The sequence below is a fragment of the Oxynema aestuarii AP17 genome (genome assembly GCF_012295525.1).
Taxonomy (GTDB): Bacteria; Cyanobacteriota; Cyanobacteriia; order Cyanobacteriales; family Laspinemataceae; genus Oxynema; species Oxynema aestuarii.
The window spans coordinates 138,608-163,291 of record NZ_CP051167.1; the positions used below are offsets into that span (position 1 = coordinate 138,608).

The window sequence follows — 24,684 nt, forward strand, 5'->3', positions numbered from 1 at the left end:
GTAGGAATAAAATTGAGAGTGAGAGGTTTGAATGATGGCAAAATTGCGAGTCGGTCTGCTGTTTGGCGGGCGTTCTGGAGAACACGAGGTTTCGATCGTCTCGGGACGGGCGATCGCCCGAGCCCTGGCGGAGGAGTCGAACGCGACCCAGTACGAGACGATTCCTTTTTATATCGATAAAGAGGGATGTTGGCATTCCCCCGAGGTCTCCCGTCAAGTCCTCGACTCCGGGGAAGCCCTGGCGGTGCAAGGGATCTCGGCGGCAGCTTTGTGGCAGTTTCCCCCGGAAACCGCTTCGATCGACGTTTGGTTTCCGATCCTCCACGGTCCCAATGGCGAAGACGGCACGATTCAAGGGCTGTTGAGCTTGATGCGGGTGCCGTTTGTGGGCAGTGGCGTCTTGGGATCTGCGGTGGGGATGGATAAGTTGATGATGAAGACCGCCTTCGCCGAGGCGGGATTGGCTCAGGTGAACTATGTCGGCGTGACGCGATCGCAAATCTGGTCCAATCCTTGCGTGTTTCCGACATTGTGCGATGACATCGAAGCGCAGTTAGGGGATTATCCTTATTTTGTCAAACCTGCCAATTTGGGATCGTCGGTGGGGATTTCTAAGGCGCGATCGCGCGCCGAACTCGAAACCGCCCTGGACAATGCCGCCAGTTACGACCGTCGCATCATCGTCGAGGCGGGGGTGACGGCCCGAGAGGTCGAATGTGCGGTGTTGGGCAACGATCGAGCGCAAGCCTCCGTCGTCGGCGAGATTAGTTTTAACAGCGATTTCTACGATTACGAGACCAAATACACCGACGGACGGGCAAATTTGGCAATTCCGGCAGAACTTCCGGCAGAGGTGGCCGAACGGCTGCGGGAGATGGCAATCCGGGCGTTTTTGGCCGTGGATGCGGCGGGACTGTCCCGGGTGGATTTTTTCTACGTGGAAGCGACGGGAGAGGTGTTGATTAACGAGATCAATACGTTGCCCGGGTTTACGGCGTTGAGTATGTATCCGCAACTGTGGGGGGCGTCCGGGGTGAGTTTTCCCCAGTTGGTCGATCGCCTGATCCGATTGGCACTGGAACGGCACGGGGAAGGGCTGCCCGAGTCGGCGTCATCGGGCGATCGCGCAACGTCTGCCGAGGAGAATCGCTCCCTCAAATAAGGGGTTAAAAACAGGGTTTAAATTTCTCCCTAAATTCTCTTAAACTTACTCACTTTTTATGCTAAAATAAGAATTTGAGTAAGTTTAGAAGGACTGAAGTCGCAAAAATCGCGGATTTCACCATCTCCATTGTTTTCTGCTCGTCTTTATGGTAGCTGAAGTTAGCCGAACAAAAAGATTGTTGAGAAGTTAAAAAAGTCAGTGAAAGGCTTTAAGACCAAGCTAGACTTAAATAACCGACAACGAACGCTGATGGCGAAACACGCAGGAGTTGCTCGACACGCTTGGAATTGGGGACTCGCTACCTGTAAGGAAACATTAGAAGCCGGAGGTAAACTGCCAACCGCCATAGACTTACACAAAAGATGAGTCGCCGAGGTGAAAAGTCAGAATCCTTGGTACTATGAAGTCTCTAAATGTAGCCCTCAAGAAGCGTTGCGAAACCTAAATAAAGCGTTTAAGCGAGTTGGGCAAGTCAACGGAACAGGTTTTCCCAAGTTTAAGAAAAAGAAGGTCAAAGATAGTTTTTACCTGGAAGGAAGCATTAAAGTTTCCGGTGATTGGGTGAAGCTACCTCGGATCGCTTGGGTAAAAAGCCACGAACAGTTACCGCCAGTCCATCCTAAAAACGTCACCATAAGTAAACGAGCAGGGGACTGGTATATTGCCTTCAAAATTGATTTTGAACCATCCCCCCAACCCCCCTTTGAAAGGGGGGCGAAGGGGGGATAGAGAGCGGATTGGGGTAGATGTAGGAATTAAAACTCTCGCCACTCTGAGCGATAGTAAAACCTATCCCAATCCGAAAGCTTATCGTCAGGCTCAGAAAAAACTAGCCAAACTCCAGAAAGAACTAAGTTGCCGTCAAAAAGGAGGTAAAAACCGAGAAAAAACGCAACTCAAGTTAGCTAAGACCCACCGACGCATCGCCGATATTAGAGCCGACCATCTACACAAGTTAACAACTTACTTAGCCAAGAACCACGGCGAAGTAAAAAGTGAAAAGTGAAAAGTGAAAAGGGGAAAGGGGAAATTGAAGACTTAAATGTGTCAGGGATGCTCAAAAATCACAAGCTGGCTGGTGCGATTGCGGATGGTGGGTTTTATCAATTCCGGTTTTATCAATTCCGTCGTCAGCTTGAGTATAAATGCGAGTGGTACGGGAGCAAATTAACGCTGATTGACCCGTGGTATCCCAGTTCGCAGATCTGTTCCAACTGCGGACACCAACAAAAAATGCCCCTGGACAAAAGACAGTATGATTGTCCGAGCTGTCACGTCTCCATAGATCGTGACTTAAATGCGGCAATTAATTTGGAAAACGCGGAGAGTTCAGCCGTGTAAGCAAGCGTGATGGAAAGGTCTCGGAAGATCCAAGCTAGGAACTAAACATCATACACTTAAGTTTGAGTAAGTTTTAGAGAGCGGTTTTTGATAAGATTGGCAAGACCCCAGCAAAATTTCCGCTCGGTAGGGGCGCTTCGCCAATCGCCTCGATCGGCGGGGGCGATCGTGCCGCGAATCGAATAAGGAGAGGAAGAGCGTGTATTCGAGATCGGTTAAGCCCTTGAAAACAAGCGTTCGCTCGGTAGGGGCGATTCGCCAATCTCACCTACCTGGAGCCAAAGATCGCCGCCAACTGGAACGATTGCGCCGTTTTGTTCCCCCCGAGTCTTCGCCCCGAACCCCCCCGGCGATCGCCACCCAGTTGACGCCGATGCAAGAGCGGCAAGTGCAGCGCCTGCGCTCGTTCGTCCCACCGAGGCGATACGGCTTCCCCGTCGCCGAGCGATCGCCGCGACCGCGCCCCCGTCGTTCCCGTCCGTCGGTGATGTTGCACCTGTTGGTCCACCACGGTTGGGTGTACTGGACCGGGTTGTGGGTGGCGTGCGTGCTGAGTGCGGCGGTGGCGGCGGCGATGTTGATTAATCCCCGTTTTACCGAACCGACGGCTGGGGCGATCGCTCCGAGTCCGGTGGAAACCCAGCAGGATTTACCGCCGTGGCTGTTCGGGGCGATCGCCGTCGGTTGTGCGGGCGGTTCCTTGGTCGTCTCCCGATGGTTGCAGGGAAACGACCCGTCGCGATCGGGTTCTTAATTCCCCGGGTTGGCTGCCGCTTTCTGTTGCAATTGCAACAGCGATCGCCAATCTTGCACCGCTTGTTCCGGCCACATCCAATTTTTCCCGAGAGCGTCCGGCTGGAAGGCCGTAGGCTGTGTAGACAGGATATATTGACGCTGTTCTATAGCCTGACTCAACCGCTTCTCTTGGTGGGGTAGCGATTGAGTTCGGGCTAATTTCATCTCTACTAACGCCAACCCGGCATAAGCGGTGAGGGCTTCGGGACTTTCTAAGGGAGCGGTTATCGCCCCGGTTGCCGTCAAAGCGACGGTCGGCTGACCCCCTTGGTTAACCGGGGTGGTGTCCACGGGTGAGCTTTTAAGGGACTTGAGCGCTTCAAACCAATTGCTCTGCGCCTGTTGGAGTTGGCCGTCGGCATAGTACGCAAAGGCTAAAGCATTACGATAAACCGGGGATTGAGGTTGTTGTTCCACGGCCCGTTGCCAATAACGGCGCACGTCGTCCAAGCTGTATTTGGAATCGCCCACGTGCAACGACTGCCACGCCAGACGACCGCGCAGGAAGTTGATCCCCGGTTGGTCTTGTTGCTCGGACGGTACCCCGGCTAAGACGGCGCTGGCATGAACGAGGGCGCTGCGTTCGGGTTTGAGCAGTTCCTCGATCGCCGCTTGAGCCTCCAACACTTGACCCCGATTGAACTGCTCGATCGCCAATCCGGCGATGTCCCCACTCGGTGCAGTAGAGAGGTTGGCTTGCACCAATTCCGGGGAGAAGTGTTGGGGTAAGTCGAGCTGTTCGTAGGGGAGGAACTCGCCCGGTTGCGGTTCGCTGCCATTCCCCTGTTTGTAGGCAGTCCAGCCCCCGACCAGGGCGATCGCCAGCACCCCCAACGAGGCGATCGTGGCAACCCCTTTCGACTTCCAAAACGAAGGCTGGCACCCGCGCCAAGAGAGTGCGGGACGCGGGCGCTTTGGCTCCGGTTCCTTCGGCGTTGGCGCCGGAGCGACTGCGGCAGCTTTCCCCTCACTACCGGAAACGACGGCAATTTCCCGAAATAAATTCTGGATGTCGGCGGCGGATTCGTCGTCCTCTTTGGCCAGATCCCGATACACCGCTTCTAAATCTTCCTCTTCTTCCAGTTCGAGATCGGCGTCGTCGTATTCTGGGGGCGCCAGCTCGTCGCGATCGTCCTCGTCTTTCAAGACCAGCCCGGACATCGGTGGTGAGGTTACCTCCTCGGGGGTCTTTCTTGCCGCCGTTGGTCGTTTTTTGAGAGGCTCATCGCTTCCCGTGGTCTCGCTGCCGTTCTGGGAGACCAGATAGCCGTCAAACTCGGGATGCAGGTACAGCACGGGCAAGGCCCAATACAGTTGGCCGGAACCGTAGGTCGAGATCAACCCCTGTCGCGCCCGATTCAGACTCAAATCGACGGGATAACCTTGTTTGATATTGCGATAGAACAAGCGGGTCAAAATCAGGGCAACGTTATCGGGAATCCGTTCCGCCATCGCCAAGACGCCGGGAATGCCGCGCCGGACGAGGACTTCGGCGAGGGTGCGCCCTTCGCTGCCGTTGCCGAGTTCTAAGTCGGTGGCACTGTGGGATCCCCGACAGGAGTTGAAGACGGCCATGCGAATGCCGTTGTTGACCAGCAATCCGGCTAAGTCGTCCCCGCTTAAAAATTCGGTCAAGCCTGTTTTATCGTTGACGAGGTAAAGTTGTCCCCCACCTGCGGCGACGGTGCTATGTCCGGAGTAGTGAAAGACTTGATATTGGTTTTGTTCTAAAGCTTGGGTGAGTTTTTCCCGATTCGGTTGTTCTAATAGGGTCAGCTCGATTTTTGGCGGTTTGCCCCGTCCGGGGGTGCCGCCGCGCCACTGTTTTTGCAATTCCTCGCGCAGGTGCATGGCTTCTTGTTTGAGCGCGAGGTTGTCGCGGTCGGTCGGCGCCGAGAGTACCATTAAGATTCTCAAGGGTTCTCCCGTGGGATGGGGGAGATTGAGAGAGGCGCAGTTGGGTTGATAGCGCGAAAAGACGATATCTTTCCCGGTGGCGATCGGTCGGAGGTCTTCGTGGAGGACTTCCCACGGCAGACGCGGCAGTTTGTCCCCTTTGACGCCCAAGCGCAATCGCAACAGGTTGCCTCGGTTGTGAGCGATCGCCTGGGCGTTACTGAGGCGATCGCGCAAGCTACCTTGAAACAATTGCTCGTACAATTGCTGCCCGAAATCGACGAGGTTGGGCGATACTCCTGGGGAGTCGCTACGCGATTCTCCTGGGGAGACGCTTCGCGATCGCCCCATCCCGGAGATCGAGGGGTATCCCTCTGATTGTCCCCCTCGGACGTTTCGCGTCGATCGCTTTTCCCTCACCGGACCGACGACCCCGCGCCGCAGCAAGCCGACGAGGGGATCGTCCATCAGGTAGGCGGCTTCTTGCAACCATTGTTCTACAGGCCAGATCACTTGTTCTTCAGCCGGAAGCACGCCTTTGGGCGAGTGTTCCGTGCGGACTAAAAATCGATCCTCCCCGAACGGGGTTACGGAAATATGTAATTCCTCAAATTGATGGGTCACAGCTTTACTGCACTCCTGCTCGCTCCTCAAATGGTCTTGGGTTCGTTCGCACCCCGAATCGATATTCACTCCGAAATCTGTTGCTCGACGTCGATCGTGACCTGTCCGATCTGTGTATTAATTATTGTCTACACCCCGAACGTGAGAATTTTCTGAGTCGGCCAGTTCTCAAACAGACCTCTGGTGCCTTCGCACGGCGACGCCGGAGGCGCATCGCGGTACCGTCGCTCCAGTTCTGTCGTTTTCGATTCGTAGATGTTTTTTTGGCAAGGGGTTCGACTGAGCCGTCGATCGCCCGGGTTTGAAGTTTTAAATCGTCATATCCCCGACGACAATTTTACCCTCGTCTCCCTGAATTTCTCTTCTCGAAGGACGGCCATTCGATGACTTGGTATTTAAGAGGCTGATTTCCTCCTTTTCTCCCTCCAAAAGTTGGGAAGTTCGCGGGTTTACCTTTTCTTTCTTTGTAAGAAGATCGGGTTACTGTTCGTTCCCTTCGGAGGAGTTAGGTTGGCAAGGTGCTGGGTTTTTGAGAACCTCGATTGCACCTTCTCGATCTTCAGACGCATTCGTGCTGAAAAAGTTACCGGAAAAGGAAAATTTTTTCACCATAACCTTATTCACGAACGGCTTGCCTGACGATCCGGATGGCAACAGATCTCGATTGAATTGTCTGATTTCTTGAAGTTTTTGCGATCGCCCCTTTCGGGTCATGGTTTCGGGAAATAGCAAATCAGTTGGCGAACTTTCCGGATTGAGCGATGAGTTATCGAAAGGTGAAATGGTAGATGCACCCTGATTGACGTTCCCCGGCTCCTCTGAGTCGGGTTTTTTTTTGCCCTCTCGGATGCGGTTCGGGTGCGATCGCCGTTCGTTTTCCTCTCTATCTTGGAAAATATCGACGATCGCTAACGGACTTAAAAAAGTTTCCGATACTCCGGATCGAGTTCTCTTTTAAAAGAACTCTGTAGTGGTAGATGCACCTTGATTCATCTTCCCGGCTCCTGGGGTGCCGGGTTTTTTTTTGCCATATCAAAAGCCCGATGTCAGGCTGTGTTCCTCCGCGAGGGCGCATTCACCCTAACTGACGTTTCCCAGATTCCATGCACCCATGATTTGTTCGAGTTTTAACACACCCTGGGCAGACGCTCCTAGCACCCTTGTATCCACCCCTAGGATTCGATGAGGAATGTTGTGATTCCTCGGTAGACGGCTAGATTCAACTCGGTTCTTTCTTCTCTTGCGGCGCCGACGAGGATCGCTTGCACCCCGCTCTATACCCTTGCTGACGCCTTACAGAACTGCTTCGAGGGATCTAGCTAGCCGCTATTCTAGCAGCAAATTTTCCGGATCGGGTAGTCCAGTTGAGTAGATTACAGTGGTAGATGCACCCTGATTGACGTTTTCCGGCTCGCGAGAGCCGGATTTTTTTTGCCCGAAATTCTTCGTTTTTACTGGGGCTAAAAAGATGGAAAGGATCGTGGCGATCGCGCCTATTTACTCGCTTTCTTTCCGCGCGATCGCCCGGCTCTAAGATGAGGGATTTAAAACGGTCTCAAGCCGATTGAAACTCGCTCGAATTTGGCAAACATTTAAACCTGTTTCGCTGTCGCGATCGCCGCCCTTACTGCCGCTCTTTCTAACGGCATGTTAGGGCGTCCTGACGAGATGAAAAGACTTCCCCCACGCCGGATCGCGTTTCTCGTTGTCGTAGCTAACTCTGCCCCTTTACAGAGATTTTTAAGCTGGTCGATCGGAACAATTTTGACGGAAATAAACTCGGGCGATCGCGTGCCACTCTCCCATTTGGCTACCTTCTTTCGCAACGCGATCGCTCCCGTCGCGGTCAACTCACAAACTGAACGATTTCTGGGTTTTTTGTTTGCCCCACGAATGAGGGGTCTAACCCCTCAGCGAACGCCGATCTAAAATGGCTGGAAAATGAGGAAAGGCGATGAAACTTTGGATGTCCCAAAATTTAACAAAACTACTACGCTGGTTCCTCACGATCCTCGCCGTCGGACTGCTGGCGTGGCTGTGGATTTTACTGGGCGCCACTCCGGCGATCGCCTGCGGTTGAACGGTGGAAAGCGTCCCAATCAAGGACCTCTGCGAGCAAATCTTGATAACCGCAAACGTTGGGATGCAGTCCGTCCTCGCCGATGCGGGAGCTGTACCAGTCCGAACCGCGATCGTACCAGCGTTCAAAAATATCTAAATAGGGAATTTGACGCGCCGCACACGCCTGACGGGTTCGTTCTTTGTAGCGATATTGATCGTCGTGATTGAAGAACAAGCAGTCGGAAAAGGGCATTTTTCCTTCGTCTACGGGAACCATGCCGACGACTAATACCGGGCAGAGACTGGAGGCGCGATCGAGTAAGCGCTCGATATCGTGACTGAATCGGTCAAAATCGGTGAAGTTTCGCCCGTTGAGATGACCCAGACGGGCAGAATCGTTGACGCCGACGGATAGTACGATTAAATCCGGGACTTGATTGCGCAGTTCGCCGCGATGGCGAAATTCTTGTTCGAGGCGTTGGGCGACTTGGGCGGCGCGATCGCCGCGAACCCCCAAGTTGTAAAGCACGTGACCCGCACTCCCCGGTTCCATCCAATGACGGCGCAACCGTTCGACCCAACCCCCGCCGACCGGATCGCCAAAGCCGTAGATAATACTATCTCCAAGTGCGACGATTTTAAGTGGCTGACAGAGTTTGGCGGCAATGACCTGTTTCTCAGAGCGTTCTAAAACCTGCATAGTTGAGTCTTTCTCGGCTCGGATGAATGTAAAGAGTTTTTACATAACTATAACAATCGAAATAAAAACTAACAAATCTTTTTGAAATATATAAGCAGTTACGTGTATTATGGCGGTGCAACTGGAGAAACCGCCACGAAATTGTTAGGGGGCGATCGCAGTGCCGCCAATGGGGGATACTGGCTTGCTTTGGTAAACTAGACAGTACCTTGCAAATGGCAAATACTTATGCACAAACGTCCTACAGTTGATACGACTCCGTTGATGCGTCGGGCTGAAGACCTGATCGATGCTGCATCTAATCGCTACCGGATTACGGTGCAAGTGGCCAATCGCGCGAAGCGTCGGCGTTATGAAGATTTTGATATGGACGATCCGACGGTCAAACCCGTGATGCGGGCGATTTTAGAGATGTCGGAAGAGTTAACCCAACCGGAAATTATCGGCGATTGAAGGATGAATAAATTGGGGGGTTAACTCCGGCGGCGGGGCGCTCGGTCCGGGATCTCGCCGGATCCCAAGAGCGTCCCACCGTGCAGTTTTAAGCGAAAATCGGCGATCGCCACCCCCGCGATCGCAGCAATCGTTTGGGAAGGATCGCAATGAACCAAGAAAGATCGAATATCCCTGAGATGTACTCCAATCGGGATCGAACGGCGATCGCCTGGCGCCGACGGACGAGGTGGGCGATCGCGATCGGATTGTTTCTCGGCTTGGGCTCAAGCGTTTTACCCGGATCGATCCCGGTCGCCGTGGGGCAAGAGCCAGAGGCGGACTGGCGCCGCCAGATCAATCCGCGCATCGTGTGGCCGCGCGTTTACGAGCAATTGCCGGAATTTCCCCAGGGGAACGACTATATCGATCGCGAAACCGGGGAAGTCGATGACAAAAATACCCTAGTGGGTCGGTTGATTTCCTATCACGTGTTTGTCAAAAATCGGCTGCCGATGTTTCGCCTGGATTGGAAGTTGACCTTAGCGGACTATCTCGGCGCCAACGAGGCGATCGATCCGGAGAACTACCCGGGTCATCTCGATTTAGAGGAAAACCCGTTGGCAGGCGATCGCGCCATTCTCAGCCAACTCAACCGCCAAGAACGGGAGCAGTTGATCTCGGTGTTGGTCAATATCTTTAATCCGAATTACAACAAACTGGTGGAAGCCAATTCGCGATCGACTCCCTCTAGGGAGGCGACCTCCACCCCGACTCGTCCTTCCGGTCCGCCACCGCTTCCCAAACCCGGCGATGCAGATTTGCTCAAACTCTAGGGTGGGGCGAACTCCTTTGCTGGCGTGGGTTTGACGGTTCAAAAATCATGAGAGAGATCGAGTTTGTATAAAAATAGTATAAAGCTTACAATGCTGGCTCCCCTTTTTTCTCCCTAGGCGCCTCAATCCTCTTGTCGCAACACCTTTAGCCCCTCCCACTCAACTTTTGTCAGTCGATCGGGTTTTTAATTCAGGCTTTACGTAGTCAGTCTCCTTCTCTCCTGCCAGTACCCTCTGAATAGTTACGAATTATCGTCTTGAATCTTGGGCGATCGCAGAATAGACGTTCTCACGGTTGTAGCTGGCAAAACTATCAATTACTAAAAACGCAATAATGAACTGGAAACAAGTCTGTAGCGGTATTTTACTGGGAAGTCTGGCGAGTTTGATGGGCTTACCCAGTCAAGCCCAGGATAGTACTGACCAACTGAATCAGGCTATTTGTAGCGAAGATTGGGACGGCGCGATCGCGATTCTTGATAATGCAATGCTAGATTATCCGAACAGTCAGAATACATTGGCAGAATATCGCGATCGCCTCCAACAACTTTCTACTACAGGTTTGAGTGAGAAACAAAAAGCCCAATACTGTTCCTTAAACCCAGACCCATCAGATTTCCCGCTTCTCACTGCTGATGAAGAAACTTCGCTCAGCGCCCATGTTTCAGAGTATTACCAACAACTCGATCCTGATATGACATACGATGATATTGCTACCCTCATCGGTCGTCCGGGAAAACTAGATTATCTATCTTCTTCATACACTTGGATAGCTGAGAATACTTCTACGTTAAGCGCCACATTTTCAAATAACGAGTTGGAGGATTTGACCATTGGCGAATCCATAGATTGTAGAGAAAATGACGGGTGTGACGGTATTATAGCCGCTCCGACTGAGTTTAAGCAGCTACAAGAACGCTTAGAACTAGGAATGAACGCTCAAGCGGCTTTACAATACATTAGACGGGAATTAGGAGAACCGACATGGCCAGTTGAAACGCTGATGTACGATTGGCAATTTCGAGAAGAAGGTATCTATTGCCGGATTTTTGCGTATTTTGCTAGCACGACGGACGGACAAGTAACGACCTACGGAAAACTCTGTGTCAAGGAAGATGAATAACCGTATAACTTTAGGAGCATTACGGTAAAGTAGTAAAGCTTTAGAACCCCAGTTTCTGACCTGCTGAGACAGCAAAGTTAAAATTTGCAGCCAGAAACCGGGGTTCTTAAATATAGCAACTTCGCGCAATCTAAACTAAAATTAGTAAAGAATAAAAGTCACTGTATCTCCTTCATTTAAAATGTTAAGTATTGGAACACAAAAAAGCGATCGCATTACCACCATTACTAACATGACTTGGGCTAAATATATTAGTTTAGATTTGCCAAGTAAACGAGTCTCTTTTCGCAACGGAGTCATTAGAATTGTGTCCCCATGACGAGTCTTCCCTAGCAGCAAACGGCTGAAAAAACTGTTTCATAATCGGGTTAACTTTGCCTTCGGGCAGGATATTGCGAACAAAAGGATTGCCACTGTGCAGTAAACTTTCAACGGCCCGGTCTTTGGCCACCGCCACCGTCAATCTGGTAGTTTCTCTGGTGATGCTGTTTTCGAGAGGCTATAGCAAGATCGAGGTCACGAGTCTGGACGACTCGCTCGTTGTTGAGGATGGGGTTTTATAGCCCCCTCAATCTCCCTGGTTCCGATGATTTCTACAATTTTGCCAAATGGGGGTTGTTCGATCCTCGACCTTATGCTACGATTAGCAATGGCTGACGGGGCGTAGCGCAGTTTGGTAGCGCACTACCTTGGGGTGGTAGGGGTCGTGGGTTCAAATCCCGCCGCTCCGACTTTCAGCACTAAAAAGAAGGGAAGCAGACTTTTATGGTTTGCTTCCCTTCTTCGATCGCGGGGTAATGAGAGTCCGAGGATGGAAGTAAAATCGAACTATGGCGCGATCGTGATGCTGTAGGTGAGGCGCTAGGTCATTCAAATGTCGAGTTCAACACAAGCACGAACCTGGACCGTAGACGAATATCATCAGATGTTACAAGCGGGCATTTTGACATCTGACGAGCGGGTTGAGTTGCTGTCTGGATCTATTTTACAAATGAGTCCTCAAGAACCTCCCCATGCAGCAACCACCCGTCGAGCCTCCCGATATCTCGATCGCCTTTTAGACAATCTGGCCGATGTCCGCACCCAACTGCCGATTACGCTTTTACCCAACTCGGAACCCGAGCCAGATATTGCGATCGTTCGCCTCGATGCCAATGCATATGGCGATCGCCATCCCGGAGTTGAGGATATCTTTTGGGCGATCGAAATTGCCGACACCACATTACGTAAAGATCGCGAGATTAAGGCATTGGTGTACGCTCGGGCTAGAATCCGCGAATATTGGATTTTAGATGTAAACCGCCAACAAGCCTATATTTTACGAAACCCCAACGATCGCGGCTACAGTTCTGAGGCAATTTTAACTGCTAGCGATTCGGTTTGTTCTCTGGCGTTCCCATGGCTCGATATTTCACTGTCAGAACTGTTTTTACCGCAATAGGCGGCGAGATCGCGCCTACCAGGGATTGCCAATGGTCGTGAACGCCGACCAATAATAAGGATGGGACAGGAGGCGATCGCCGCGATCGGCAATTTCCTCGGGTAACGGTAACTGACCCAATTCGCCAGTCCCGACTAACTGACCGTTTTCGATGCGAACCTCGCCGCGAATCATCGCCAATTGGGCGCGCCGCAGGGCTTCCGCTTTAATCGGCGCCAAGTCTAACTGACGGTAAAACTCCGTCATCAATCCTAACGTGCCTTCATCGCTGACGTACCAGAGGGATGCCACGGCGGTTTTAACCCCGGCTTGGAATGCCAACCCCGCAAAACCCAATTCTGCCCGTTCGTCGCCGAGAGCGGTGCGACAGGCACTGAGGACGAGCAGTTCGACTGGGGGATCGTTCCATCCCAATTCGCGTAATTGGTCTAAGCCTAATTTTGTATCCCACAACTGGATATAAGAATCCCCCGGTTCCCCGGCAGAAAATTGACCGTGGGTGGACAGGTGAATGGCGCCGAAACGTCCTTGTTGTCGTTTGTTCTTGAGATTTTCCAGGGTAAATTGTTCGTTGAGGTAATAGTGACCGGACCATAACTCGGTGGCGATCGCCCGTAACTCGGTCGGAACTGCAGGTAGGGCGTTTTGATCGGCGAAAATAGATGCCCCCATTGCCAAAACTTGCGTCCCTTTGACCGTTCCGTAGCGGGTATCGGTCAAGCTCAAACTGGGCATCAGGGCGACGCTGTAGCGTTCGAGGATAAAGTTATTGCCGTCGTGTAAAGCGGCGAGTGGGAGCGATCGCAAACCGGAATCCATAATAAAAACTAAGTTATCGATCGCCCTTGCGTCTAATTCCGCCGTTAACGGATCGATAATCCAGTTGTAAAGTTGTCGCGAGGGTTCTAAATAACTGTTACTCTGACGCTTGCGGACGTTGGTAATTTCTGCTTGCAAGCGTTCAGTTGTCGCCAGAACTTGCGATCGCGTCACGCCAACGCGCGATCGCACGGCTTTTCCGTCGGTGGTGACTAAAACCAAATCTAACTCGTCCGTCCCCGGATCGGCACCGACGTAGGACGGGACGAAGTTAACGTAAATTAACGCAGGTTTAACCCCGGTGGCGTCTTCGATGCGGTGCAGGATATTACGCGCTTGCGGCAAACTGACCGTGGGAGTTTGGGGACTGCTGGCTTGAGGATAGCCGAAATATTGCATCACTTCTGCACTAAAGGCGCGATCGATTTCGGCCATTCCCGGATCGACTTCAACCTCTGACGATGCTTGTGGAATAAGCAGTTCGGAAGGTTCCTCGTCTGAGGATTGCTGGTTCGGGGTTTCGCCTTGCAACCCTAGGGTCACTTCGCTAGCTTGGGGAAAGGCGATCGGCGATGAGTTGTTCCTGACCCCAGTGAGGATTTGATTGACGAGTTCGGGGGTTGGATCCTGTGGCGGATCTTCGATGGTCGTTGGGGAAATTGCGGGGGGACTGACTGATGGGGCGATCGTTGCTTGAGGAATATCCGGACCGTTGGTATGGTCTGGTGGGACCGTGGGGGGGATCGGTGAATCTGGATCGGTGGGACTGAGATTATCCGTTGGGAACTCAAGAAACGCTGTAGGTTGGAAAATTGCCCCAGTTGGCGCGATCGCGATCGGTTCTAAGGTTTTCGGTGCTTCTGGTTTGACGTCTTGCGCTTCTACAGGAGAACTTGGGGGAACGATTTCCCCAGTTGGCGCGATCGCGATCGGTTGAATTTCGGGTTGCGGTTGCGGTTGCGGTTGTGGTTGTGGTTCCGGTTCCGGTTGCGGTTGGGGTTGCGGTTGCGGTTGCGGTTGCGGTTGGGGTTGCGGTTGCGGTTGCGGTTGCGGTTCCGGTTGTGGTTCGGGTTCGGGTTCCGGTTCGGGTTCCGGTTCCGGTTCCGGAGGAAGTAGCGCCGAACTGGTTATCCCAATTTGACCGCGTGTAAAGTTGGCGGGCGGGAAAGGAATCGAGAACGGCGGTAAAATGCGATCGCCCGGGTCAGATCCGGCTAAAATGGCTCCGGCTGTTCCATTTTGGCTGGCATCGCCGATAATAAACGGTCCGTTGGCGTCGCCGCCGTGAGCGATCGCGATCGCGCCACTCGCCGCCCCCCCTTGAGAGGACAGACTGGCGATCGTCCCGTCAATGGCGGTAAAGGTTCCGGTCACTTGCAACGAATCGGACGCCACAATTTCAATATTGCCACCGCGTCCGGTCTGACTTTCCGCCCGAATCGATTCGACTCTCACATTCTCCGGATCGATCGCCACCGATCCCGCATCGCCGGACACGGAATGGGTATCGATCGCCCCGCTTGCAGTCTCGATTTGAGCCGTGAGAGCAACATCGCCGCCATCGCCACTATCCGCACTTGCCGTTAAATCTCCGGTAGCTATCCTGCTACTTTCTCCCGTCGCCGTCAGGGTTATCCCCCCGGCGTTTCCAGGCGATCCGCTTAAGGCGCGGGTGTCGATCTCCCCGGTCGAAATGCTCTCGGAAGCGGTCATCGTGACGTTGCCGCCGTCGCCCTCGCTACTGGATGTTATCACCTCACGAGCGATAATTTCGGAACCTGCGGCGATCGCCACGGCCCCGCCGCCACTTGGATTGCGGGTATCGATCGCCCCGGAGAGGGACACCGCATCGCTTCGACTGTTTAAACTGACCGAACCCCCATCGGTGACAATTTCGGCGATCGCGATCGCGCCGTCGGTGTCGATGGCGAGGCGATCGGCGGTGGCGATCGCATTGAATTGACTGTTGCCCGTTCCGGCTTGTTGTATAAACGTGTCGGCGGCGATCGTCTCAAACGCCGTCAGATCGGCGACGCTGGCGACGGTCACCTTGCCCAAAGGTGTACTCGCGCCCACCCGACCTGTAAAGGTAATATTACCGACTCCCGCATCTAGAGTGAGATCGGCGTGACCGTCGAGATTGCGCGCAAAGCGCAGGTCGCCCCCAGAGGTTTGTAAGATCGTATTTCCGGTTAAGTCCACGCGATCGTTATAGGTTTGTCCGGCGGTTCCGGTCGTGGCGATCGTTGCGGCGAGTTCGGTTTGTCCCGGACTGTCCGTACTGAGTTCGGCGGCGCGAATCTCGCCGTTTAAGCGGGTGGTTCCGCTACTGTAGGCGCGCAACATGCCTAATGGCGAATTGCCGGGAGTGATGGCGAGGGAAAGATCCCCCGTTCCCGCTTGTAAGGTCAAATTGTGAGACCCCTGCAAGGCTCCCGTTAGCTCGATGTCGGCGTTTCCGCTTCCGGTGGCGATCGTGATATTATTTTGTAAGGTTATTGTCGCATCGGATCGTCCGAGGGTGATATTTTGGTCTTCCGTGCGAAGGTTGCTATTGAGGGTAATTTCAGCCGCGTTTAAGGTCAAGCTGGCGTCGTCGATTCCTGCGAGAAATCCATCGATCGAAATGGTTCCCGAGGGAGATTGCAAGCGAGTCGGATCGGCGAACGTCACGCCATTGAGGGCGATCGCGATCGCGCCGCTTCCGTCGCTGCGTCCCACGGTCAGATTGGCAAAACCATCGGCGATCGCCTCTAAATCTGCGGTCGTCAACGTGAGAGCATCGGGAAGGTTGGCAGTAGGGTTGATGTGGATGGCGCGATCGCCGTCGTGGGGTTGAATTAACAGGGTTCCACCCGCACTTTGTATGGAAGCGATGCCGCCGTTGAGGTCGATTTCGTTGCCCGTCAGGGTCAGATTGGCGTTATTGTTAGCGGCGATCGGGCCGTTAATGGTTAAGGTATTGGCTGCATCTAGGGCGATCGCCCCTCCGGTTCCTGAAGACCAGGAAGAGGTATCAATTTCGCCTGTTGTCAGATTGCCCCGATCGCTGGTTATTGTAATCGAACCACTGCCGATTTCTCCAGAAGTAGAAAGATAATCGGTTTGTAAATTGTTGGCAGAATTAATAATGAGATTGCCGCCCGTTCCTGCCACTGAAAATGTTTCAATCCATCCAGTATTTACCGTGCCATTATCGCTAGTCATTTCGACATTGCCACCGCTTGTTTCTCCATAGGCGGCAATGTTTTCAGTTGCCATATCTCCATAGGCGCTTAAGGCGATCGCCCCTCCGGTTCCCGAGTTAGAAAACGATTCGATTAAAAGGGTTGTTAGCGTGCCATTATCGCTATCAATTTCGACAGTCCCACCGCTTATTTCGCCGTAACTTGCGATTTGTTCGGTTAAAATATCTCCATAGGCGTTCAAGGCGATCGCGCCTCCGGTTCCCGACTCGGAAAAAGCATCGATCCAAGTCGTGGTAATCCCGCCATTATTGCTAGTAATTTTAACATCTCCCGCTTCTGCTGGGCTGTAGGTTAACAGTTCTTGGGTTGAAATATCTGCGTTAGCGCTTAAAGCGATCGTCCCTCCGGTTCCGGTCGTTGAAGAACTATCGATCTTTTCGATATTTATTGCTCCCGCGATCGCCTCTAAATTAATACTTCCTCCCGAACCTGTCGTACTATCCGTACTCACTGCCGAACTATTTAAACTTCCATCAATCGTAATTCCATCGGTTGCCGTAATGTCGATATTTCCCCCATTATTCGCTATTCCTAAAAAGCTTTCTGCATGACTGTCAATCCCTCCGAGACGGACAACTCCATTCGTGGCAGAAATTGTAATATTTCCGCCGTCGAACGCATCGCCTTCAGCAAAAACTGAGGAATCTAATTGTTTGTCTGGAGGAAACTCCGACAGGTTGATAATACTGCTATTAGTTGCAGTTAACGCGATCGCACCCCCACTTCCCGCCATTCCTTCCGAGTCGGAAGTCGATCGAATCGATGACCAAAGATTAATATCACCGTCAACCGTAGTTAACGTTATATCTCCTCCATTTCCTGCTTCGAGTTGTCCGTGAGAAAAAGATTCGACATCAGCCATAAGATTCAAGCCATTGGTAGCACTGATGCGAATTTCTCCCCCATTTCCAGCATTTTGATAAGCTTCGGAACTAGAATCGAGATCCATCACCGCGATCGCCCCATTCGTAGCCGTCAGCTCGATCTTGCCACCATTTCCTGAATTCACACCCCCATAAGAAGATGCATTCAGATTTCCTAGGCTAGTTGTAATATCGCCATTCTCGGCAGTTAAGGTAATATTTCCAGCATTATTGGCATCTCCTTCCGACTCAGACATCGAGGTAATATTTATCGTGTCAATATTGCCAGCGATCGCCGTTAAAACGATGTCACCACCGTTTCCCGCTTCTTCATATTGATTACTAGAACTGGAATCGAGATCGCCAACGTTTAAATTGCCATGAGTTGCCGTAATTTTGATATTTCCCCCATCAGTTAGGAACGATAACGTAGAAGTATCGATCGCCCCAGTGGTGACATTCGCACCAGAAATATCAATATCGACGGCTTCAGCTTGAATGTCATCTCCTTGAGTGGAAAAATCACCCACTCCGTCACCATCGCTGTCGGCATTTACAGATAGCAACCCTTCCGGAACTCCACCATCTGGGGTGACAATTTGTAAGGCAAGATCTTCAGAACCATCGAGGGTAATTCCGTCTGTCGCTTCGAGACGAACTTCTCCATTCAGATCTAATGGTCCAGTTTCAATTAAACCGCTAGAAATGTTGCCATTATTTGCACTCACATTAATCGAACCACCCAGACCATCTGAGGTAGTTGTATTGAAGCTACCCAAGGAAATATCCCCATTATTACTGGTAATTTCAATATTTCCCGCCCCAGTTGAACCGGAAGTATCTAGATAGTCGGTTGCCGTAATATTACCATTTGTGGTCAGGGCGATCGCGCCACCCGTTCCCGACATGGATGATGCATCAATCGAGGTTATCGTAACAGTTCCATCACTGGTAATTTCAATCGTTCCACCACTATTTTTTCCTACAGTAAAAAGCTGTTCTATAACAATATCCTGAGTAGCATATAGGGAAATTGCCCCACCATTTCCCACCGATCCAGAAGATGCATCAATTGTAGCTGTTGTGATTTTGCCGTTATTACTAATAACTGTAAGATTTCCACCCCCAGTTTCACTAGAACTATCAAGATTACCCGTTACTGTAATATTCGCCGTTTGATTCAACAAACGAATATCGCCCCCAATTCCGATGGTTGCAGGTGTTTGAATTCCCGCAGGATCTGCGATGGAACCGATCGCAATTCCATTGCGCCCGTCCAAAGTTACCCCACCTTGACCCGCCGTAATTTGTCCGGTCGAAATTGACCCGCCGGGAAGGGAAAGATCGGGAAAATATTGATTAGTTAAAAAAGCTTGTCCACCATTGTTAATCGTAATATCTCCGATCGCGATATTCGCACTCGTTCCCGTTCCCCCGGTTCCCGGAGGTCCCGGCGTAAACCCGGGTGGAGTGGCGGGGGTCAGACCCGGGGTTCCATAAGCGGTGGTTCCGGCGCGAATGTCGAGGGTCGCTTGCGTACTCCCATCGATGGCGACGACGGTGGTTCCGTCGGAGAGAGTGACGTTTTCCTGAAGGGAGTTGGCGGCGGTATCGGTTCCGTTAATCGTGACGCCTCCGGTAATGGTCACGCTTCCCCCGGCCAAAATATGTAAAGATGCACCCGTATAACTCTCGAAACTCACATCGCCACTCGCACGAACGATCGGGTCTTGAGGACTGAATAAGCTGCCTAAATTGCCGTCGGGGCGTTCGATGCGGAAATTGCCGCCTGTGGAGTAATGGGCGTCCCCTCCCACGGGATTGGGCGATCGCACGATCGAATCGCCGCCGGAAAATAAGCCACTGTCGGGATGGTTCAAAATCGCCAGGTCGATCGCGCGATCGCCTTGCAGTAAAAGCACTCCGCCACTTTGCACGATCGCCGGATCCGTAGCGCGATCGCGCATTCGCAAGGTATCCCCCGCCCTCAAGCTCAGATCGCCCGTACTTTGTAGGTTCGCACTCTCTAAAATCAAGTGATGACGGGCATCGAAACGGCTATTGTGAGATAAAATAGCAACCGACTCGGGATTCGGCGAAGGGGGAGCGATCGCCAGATCGCCGCGATCGATCGTGATTCCCGATCCGGTTAAGGCGATCGTTCCGTCGGGATTGACCGTCATTTGACTGGCGTGACTTCCACCCCCACTCAACAATTTCGGGACATCCGTCGCCCCCAACTCGCCTAACCCATTTCCATCTATTTCTAAACTGAGTAAATGTCCCGGTTGAGTCAGTCGAATCGTACTTTCTCCGGGAACGGCGACTAGGGTAATTTCTCCCCCGGGCGCCGACAAAATCCCTGCGTTGACAATTGCGCCCGCCAATAAACCGAGTTGGTGACCTTCTGGAACACTCAACTGTCCAAAATTGGCGATCGCCCGAGGGAATGGGTCGAAAAAAAACGCTGTCGGCGTACCGACTAAATCCGCGTAATTATTGGCGCCCCAAACGTCAAACCAACCCGTTTCAAAACCAATTTTGCTCGCCGTCGTCGCCGTAAAGTCTCCGGGAACGTTTAAACGGGCATCGGGTCCGAAAACGATCCCGGCGGGATTGGTTAAAAACAGGTTAGACGACCCCCCAGAAACTTGGATTAAACCGTCAATGAAAGAGACTTGTCCTCCGGTCACTCGTCCTAAAATGTTTTCAATTTCTGGTAAGGTTTGAAAGTTGGCTATTTCCCCCGTATCGAGTCCGAAGTCTTGGAAGGAGTGAAATAAGTTAGTTCCATCCTCCGATCGCCGTCCTCCCGTAATTTCATAGCGGTTTCCCTCTGGCGTTACGGCGGTTCCCGTACCATCCGCCGCCGGGACGATCGACTGGGCGATCGCTGGCGAATTCGCTATCAAAATGGTAAGGCTGGGATACAATAAGCTAAAAAGAATTAAAAAGCGTAAAAAAGTGTTGTTTTTTGTTTTTTTTATTCTTTTTTCAGTTAAGGTGCGATCGCCGATCGTTTTAAATGAGGTCAATGACTCGTCTAAATCCCCACAAGCCATTGATGGAAAACTCCGAGCGTTCATTGCCGTTCCCCCCTACTGGCATGGCTTCATTCGCTCCGATCGAAAAATGTTAAAGTTATTCAATTTTTATCTTTCTTTTCCAGTATCTCATCGAGGGTCTTATATTTCGGGCGATCGCAATGTTTTTTTACAGGTCAATGCCGTCTTACTCTTGCTCGAATTAGGGCGATCGAAATCAAGGACGACCCCGACCATTTGAGCGGAGATCTGTTGGCGATCGCGCCATCGGCGATCGGGGAGGTCTCCCCTCCCTAGAACTTTCTCAAAAATATGAAGTTTTTTAAACACAAAGCAATAATTTATGACTAAAAAAGACAGCAAATTTTACGCATTGTAAATTTAGCAAAAATCCAGATCGCAATTCGTTTAAACTGTCCGGAAAGTTGGTGACTTATTCTGAAAATAAACAAATAATCAATCACTTCTATTGAAAGATGGATCCAAAAACCTATCAATTCGACTTACCGGGCGATCGCCGTCCGCAAAACGCGACAGTTCCCGAACGCTGGTATCCGGGAATTCGGGACTACTGGAGTCAATGTACCTCACAACGAGACTACCACCCAATCGAAGGGATCCGGGCGATCGTCATTCACGCCACGGCGGGATCGAGTTCGGAAGGCGCCGTCTCGGTCATGCGCGACGGACGGGCCAGTTTTCACTGGTTAGTACCCGACGAAGACGAAGCGCAACACGGTAAAATCGTGTGGGCGTGTGCGCCAGAAACCCTTGCTGCGTGGCACGTTCGCAATGCTTGCTCCCATCCCGACGTTTGGGACGGCCATCCAAAAGTCAACCACTGGTCCCTGGGGATCGAAGTGGTCAACACCCAACGCAGCAGCGATCGCTTTTCCGATTGGCAGGTGGAAGCCACGGCACAGATCGTGCGCTATTGCTGGGCGAAATATCCCAACCTCAAGCACGTTGTTTCTCACGCTAAGCTCGACCCCGATCGCCGCCACGATCCCGGCGAACTCTTCCCCTGGGATCGGTTTAAAGAATTGGTTTTGAACGGGAAAGAAGAAGCGGTCGATGCGATAGTCGGGGAAGCGACCCCCGCCGATCGCATCGAAAATCCGACCACGGCGGGCTGTTGTACCGTCGAAAGCGGCGATCGCGGGGCGAAAGCGATCGCTAACGTGCCGTACTTCTCCCAACTCGACAACGAACTCGAACCTTATGCATCGTGTAATGTCACTTCGTTGGCGATGTGCTTGGCGGCGTTCGGAGTGCGATCGCCCGTAGCTCACCAACAGCTCGAAGATTGGCTGTTTCGGCGGGCTCAAACCCTCGGGTGCAGCCGCTTCTCGACCGCCGGACTCAAACAACTCGCCGAGGACCGTCCCGGGATTCGCGACGATTTCACCAGCGAAGGGAGTCTCGCCGATATCCGACGGGCGATCGACGAGGGTAAACTCTGTATCGTCCACGGCTATTTTACCGCGCCGGGACATATTATCGTCATCAAGGGATACGACCAAAAAGGGTTTATCGTCAACGACCCTTACGGGCAGTGGTTCCCCTGGTATTACAAAACGAACGATGCTTCAAGTCCGAACGAAGGCGAAAACCAGCATTATTCCTGCAAGGCGATCGCCTCGTGTTGCGACAGTTGGAGCTTTGGCGAAGCGCAAGTATGCTACCGTAGCATGACGCCGGAAGAGGCGGAAAGCAGCCGCACGATTTGGTTGCACCGCATCTACAAAGTGTAAATTAAGTCTGCGATCGAGAACTGCGAGCCGTTCCTAACTCCTCGTCTAACATTTCCCAGTAAATTTCAAAGAGGTAGGGAGTCATCGAATTGCGCTCGATCCCGTAACTGAGACTCGTCCAGGTTCCCGAGAGCAACCAAAACACCTCGTCTAAGTTCCCTTGGCGCAACAGGGCCGGAATATCCGCCCCCCACGCGGCGCGATCGCTCAACCAGCGATGAACCACCCGGTCTTGATATTCCGGTTCAAAACTGTAGGAGATCCAGAACAAAAAGTGGGACGGATCCGGGTGATAGCGATCGGCCACCTCTAGCCACGTCGTGGTAATGAACTGATAGCGTCCGGCGGCGGTAGTACAGTCCCCCCAGTTCGGGCCGGAGACGATCGGAATACATCGATCCGGATGCTCGCTGAGGTCGTCGATGTACTCGCCGCCGTAGAGTACCGCGTAGGGGCGCCTGACATTCGATTCGCTGGCGGAAATCGTCCGCATGAGGGCGCGCACGTAAGGATCGCCCCCCTCCATGACTAGGGGGGCGATTTCGCCGTCAAAGGGTTCGAGGCGATCGCGACGATCGCCCTGGCAGTATTGCAAAGCTAAGAGTAAGGCGCTGGCGGCTATGCCTAACAGCGCCATTTGCTTGAATTTTTGCCAATTGAGGGTTTTTTCCACCCGTGGGACTTCCTCCGTCAAGATTACTCAGAAGCGGCTACCCCAGCAAATAACTCGGCCAACGGGCGATCGGGCGCCTCCAAACGAGTGACAATTTCCACGATCTTATTGTACGATTCCACCTGAAACAGCGCTTCAACACAAGTTTCGGCGACTTTTTGGCGCGGGATGCTCCCTTCAAACAAAGTATCCGCCGACGACATGACGATCGCCTCGGGGGTTTCGTCGTTACGCAAGCCTCCCGGACGGACGATCGTGTAGGTCAGACCGCTTTGCTGTAGGTACTGCTCCGCTTGTTTTTTCCAGACGAGAATCAACCAGAAAAGGTTCAACGGGTGAAAGAGGCGCGACACGCACAAGGAAGAAACGAGGACGAAATGCTCGATCCCTTGGGTTTTGGCGACATCGACGAGGTTTTTCGTCCCTTCGTAATCGACCAGATACGGTTCGGTAAAATTCAAGCTGGGTTTGGCCCCCGTAGCGCACAACAGTACGGTAGAATCGGCGATCGCCTCGGCTAACTTATCCCGATTTAAAACATCGCCGACGACCAACTCCGCTTGGGGGGGTAACAGTTGGCGACCGAGTTCGAGATTGCGGACTAAAGCGCGCACGGGGATGTCGCGATCGACCAATTGTTGGACGATCCGACGTCCGGTTTCTCCGGTGGCTCCGGCTACAAATGCTTTCACGGATTTATGGTTCCTGACCGATTGAGTGGGTTACTATCCAAAATACGGTGTCAAGCCGGAGCGATCGACCCCTGACTCGATCTTAATCAAGTTCGATACCCTCATTTCGCCGTTGCTACGTTGATCTCGATCGCCAAACTCGGGATAGCTCGAACACAGTGGGGTTGCCGATTTCGGTTTACGATCGCAGTTAAATCCATCTTGTCGGATTTTACCAAACGCGCGATCGTCAAGTTTTTGCCACAAATTATCGCGAAATTACGGAGATCCGAGCCGATGGCAACACGTTAAGGTAGAAACAAGTAGGGTTAGGTGAAATCTGTCGAGCGGGTTTGCCACGATTCATTTAAGGTAGGGAATAGGGTTTATGCAGTCGAATTTTGCCAATGCAATGCCAAATGCCATCGACGCCGATCGCAGCGAGGCAGCGACTGAAATAGCGAGCGAACCGACTTGGTTTCAAGTTCATTTTGTCGGTTGTATGGAAATGTATGCCGATACGTCGGTGGTCGCGGACTATTTCGACGCCCATCAACAGTGGTTTCCACGCTGCGCCAAACCGATGAGTGCCGATCGCATTGGAGAAAACGGTTACGCACTGACGATCGGGCGTTTTGGCTCGTTTGGCTACGAAGTCGAGCCGAAAGTCGGTCTGCACCTGTTACCGCAACAAGAAGGACTCTACCTGATCGAAACGATCCCCGTTCCGGACTACACCCCGCCGGGTTACGACGTCGATTTTAAAGCGGCCCAACGGTTGATCGCAGCGATGCCGGACTATAGTGACTACAAGCTCGATGGCGTTGACTCTTTGCCGGATCGCATGACCCGGGTGGAATGGCATTTAGACCTGAAAGTGGCCGTCTTTTTCCCGAAATTCATCCAAGCTTTACCCCAATCGCTGATTCAGAAAACGGGCGATCGCCTCCTCGCTCAAATTGTCAAGCAAGTGTCGCGACGCTTGACTTATAAAGTGCAAGAAGATTTCCATCAATCCCAAGGAGAGGCGACGTTCGAGTTATTTAAAAAGATCTGGTCGAAAAACCGCCGTCGGGAGGTCTGTCACGAATGCACCCCCACGGACGAAAGTAACGGCGCGATCGCTCCAGAGGCGATCGAGTCGGTCAATGAGGCTTGAGCTCGCGATCGATTCTGTTCTCACCCCCCTCAGAAGCCT

16 protein-coding genes, 1 tRNA gene and 1 pseudogene are annotated in these 24,684 nt (G+C 52.4%); 12 read left to right on the forward strand and 6 right to left on the reverse strand.

Translation table 11 applies throughout. The annotated features are described in order from the left end of the window. The first annotated feature begins 34 nt into the window (after positions 1–34). From HCG48_RS00610 to HCG48_RS00620, 3 genes and pseudogenes are all read left to right on the forward strand, one after another. A complete protein-coding gene (locus HCG48_RS00610) occupies positions 35–1,162 on the forward strand; it encodes a D-alanine--D-alanine ligase family protein (RefSeq protein ID WP_168571667.1) in 1,128 nt (375 codons plus the stop codon). A 201-nt stretch (positions 1,163–1,363) separates the two neighbouring features. After that, positions 1,364–2,506, forward strand: a pseudogene (locus HCG48_RS26730) (RNA-guided endonuclease InsQ/TnpB family protein). A 223-nt stretch (positions 2,507–2,729) separates the two neighbouring features. Further along, positions 2,730–3,260: a hypothetical protein gene (locus tag HCG48_RS00620; RefSeq protein ID WP_168567434.1), complete on the forward strand. Its 531-nt coding sequence runs from the start codon at positions 2,730–2,732 to the stop codon at positions 3,258–3,260. On the opposite strand, the gene HCG48_RS00625 is transcribed toward HCG48_RS00620, so the two are convergent. Next, complete coding sequence (locus HCG48_RS00625) at positions 3,257–5,821, reverse strand: CHAT domain-containing protein (RefSeq protein ID WP_168567435.1); 2,565 nt, start codon at positions 5,819–5,821, stop codon at positions 3,257–3,259. The genes HCG48_RS00620 and HCG48_RS00625 overlap by 4 nt on opposite strands. Positions 5,822–7,775: 1,954 nt before the next feature. Between HCG48_RS00625 and HCG48_RS26350 the strand changes: the two genes are divergently transcribed. After that, entirely contained in the window at positions 7,776–7,901 is a 126-nt protein-coding gene (locus tag HCG48_RS26350) for a hypothetical protein (protein ID WP_281362060.1), read from the forward strand. Here the strand turns inward: HCG48_RS26350 and HCG48_RS00630 are convergent. Beyond that, positions 7,866–8,582, reverse strand: a complete 717-nt coding sequence (locus HCG48_RS00630; protein ID WP_168567436.1) for a GDSL-type esterase/lipase family protein — start codon at positions 8,580–8,582, stop codon at positions 7,866–7,868. The two genes, HCG48_RS26350 and HCG48_RS00630, sit on opposite strands and share 36 nt — an antisense overlap. A gap of 228 nt (positions 8,583–8,810) precedes the next feature. Here HCG48_RS00630 and HCG48_RS00635 point away from each other — a divergent pair, with 228 nt between their 5' ends. Further along, positions 8,811–9,035 carry a DNA-directed RNA polymerase subunit omega gene (locus HCG48_RS00635; RefSeq protein ID WP_168567437.1) on the forward strand — a complete coding sequence of 75 codons (225 nt, stop codon included), beginning with the start codon at positions 8,811–8,813 and terminating at the stop codon, positions 9,033–9,035. Positions 9,036–9,055: 20 nt separating this feature from the next. On the opposite strand, the gene HCG48_RS00640 is transcribed toward HCG48_RS00635, so the two are convergent. After that, on the reverse strand, positions 9,056–9,193 hold the full coding sequence (locus tag HCG48_RS00640; RefSeq protein WP_168567438.1) for a hypothetical protein: 138 nt from the start codon (positions 9,191–9,193) through the stop codon (positions 9,056–9,058). Between the two features lie 21 nt (positions 9,194–9,214). Between HCG48_RS00640 and HCG48_RS00645 the strand changes: the two genes are divergently transcribed. The 4 genes from HCG48_RS00645 (at position 9,215) to HCG48_RS00665 (ending at position 12,414) form a co-directional block, all read left to right on the forward strand. Further along, positions 9,215–9,850 carry a hypothetical protein gene (locus HCG48_RS00645; protein WP_168567439.1) on the forward strand — a complete coding sequence of 212 codons (636 nt, stop codon included), beginning with the start codon at positions 9,215–9,217 and terminating at the stop codon, positions 9,848–9,850. Between the two features lie 334 nt (positions 9,851–10,184). Next, positions 10,185–10,973, forward strand: a complete 789-nt coding sequence (locus HCG48_RS00650; RefSeq protein WP_168567440.1) for a hypothetical protein — start codon at positions 10,185–10,187, stop codon at positions 10,971–10,973. Positions 10,974–11,630: 657 nt separating this feature from the next. Then, a tRNA-Pro gene (locus tag HCG48_RS00660) sits at positions 11,631–11,704 on the forward strand. Between the two features lie 143 nt (positions 11,705–11,847). Beyond that, a complete protein-coding gene (locus HCG48_RS00665) occupies positions 11,848–12,414 on the forward strand; it encodes a Uma2 family endonuclease (RefSeq protein WP_168567441.1) in 567 nt (188 codons plus the stop codon). Between the two features lie 15 nt (positions 12,415–12,429). Here the strand turns inward: HCG48_RS00665 and HCG48_RS00670 are convergent, their stop codons facing one another. Then, a complete protein-coding gene (locus tag HCG48_RS00670) occupies positions 12,430–20,256 on the reverse strand; it encodes a CHAT domain-containing protein (RefSeq protein ID WP_168567442.1) in 7,827 nt (2,608 codons plus the stop codon). A gap of 52 nt (positions 20,257–20,308) precedes the next feature. Between HCG48_RS00670 and HCG48_RS00675 the strand changes: the two genes are divergently transcribed. Continuing rightward, positions 20,309–20,629 (forward strand): hypothetical protein, encoded by a 321-nt coding sequence (locus HCG48_RS00675; protein ID WP_168567443.1) that lies wholly within the window; start codon positions 20,309–20,311, stop codon positions 20,627–20,629. Between the two features lie 235 nt (positions 20,630–20,864). Beyond that, a complete protein-coding gene (locus tag HCG48_RS00680) occupies positions 20,865–22,142 on the forward strand; it encodes a C39 family peptidase (protein ID WP_168567444.1) in 1,278 nt (425 codons plus the stop codon). Between the two features lies 1 nt (position 22,143). On the opposite strand, the gene HCG48_RS00685 is transcribed toward HCG48_RS00680, so the two are convergent. Beyond that, positions 22,144–22,836 (reverse strand): glycoside hydrolase family 24 protein, encoded by a 693-nt coding sequence (locus HCG48_RS00685; RefSeq protein WP_246259798.1) that lies wholly within the window; start codon positions 22,834–22,836, stop codon positions 22,144–22,146. Positions 22,837–22,838: 2 nt separating this feature from the next. Next, positions 22,839–23,507, reverse strand: coding sequence for an NAD(P)H-binding protein (locus HCG48_RS00690; RefSeq protein WP_168567445.1), 669 nt, complete (start codon positions 23,505–23,507; stop codon positions 22,839–22,841). A 367-nt stretch (positions 23,508–23,874) separates the two neighbouring features. Between HCG48_RS00690 and HCG48_RS00695 the strand changes: the two genes are divergently transcribed. Continuing rightward, positions 23,875–24,645 carry a DUF1997 domain-containing protein gene (locus tag HCG48_RS00695; RefSeq protein ID WP_168567446.1) on the forward strand — a complete coding sequence of 257 codons (771 nt, stop codon included), beginning with the start codon at positions 23,875–23,877 and terminating at the stop codon, positions 24,643–24,645. Positions 24,646–24,684 lie beyond the last annotated feature (39 nt).

What these genes read in the sequence shown, in the direction of transcription:
- HCG48_RS00610 (WP_168571667.1), top strand. Translation starts at nt 35, where the DNA reads ATGGCAAAATTGCGAGTCGGTCTGCTGTTTGGCGGGCGTTCTGGAGAA.
- HCG48_RS26350 (WP_281362060.1), top strand. Translation starts at nt 7,776, where the DNA reads ATGAAACTTTGGATGTCCCAAAATTTAACAAAACTACTACGCTGGTTC.
- HCG48_RS00630 (WP_168567436.1), bottom strand. Translation starts at nt 8,582, where the DNA reads ATGCAGGTTTTAGAACGCTCTGAGAAACAGGTCATTGCCGCCAAACTC.
- HCG48_RS00635 (WP_168567437.1), top strand. Translation starts at nt 8,811, where the DNA reads ATGCACAAACGTCCTACAGTTGATACGACTCCGTTGATGCGTCGGGCT.
- HCG48_RS00645 (WP_168567439.1), top strand. Translation starts at nt 9,215, where the DNA reads ATGTACTCCAATCGGGATCGAACGGCGATCGCCTGGCGCCGACGGACG.
- HCG48_RS00650 (WP_168567440.1), top strand. Translation starts at nt 10,185, where the DNA reads ATGAACTGGAAACAAGTCTGTAGCGGTATTTTACTGGGAAGTCTGGCG.
- HCG48_RS00665 (WP_168567441.1), top strand. Translation starts at nt 11,848, where the DNA reads ATGTCGAGTTCAACACAAGCACGAACCTGGACCGTAGACGAATATCAT.
- HCG48_RS00680 (WP_168567444.1), top strand. Translation starts at nt 20,865, where the DNA reads ATGGATCCAAAAACCTATCAATTCGACTTACCGGGCGATCGCCGTCCG.
- HCG48_RS00695 (WP_168567446.1), top strand. Translation starts at nt 23,875, where the DNA reads ATGCAGTCGAATTTTGCCAATGCAATGCCAAATGCCATCGACGCCGAT.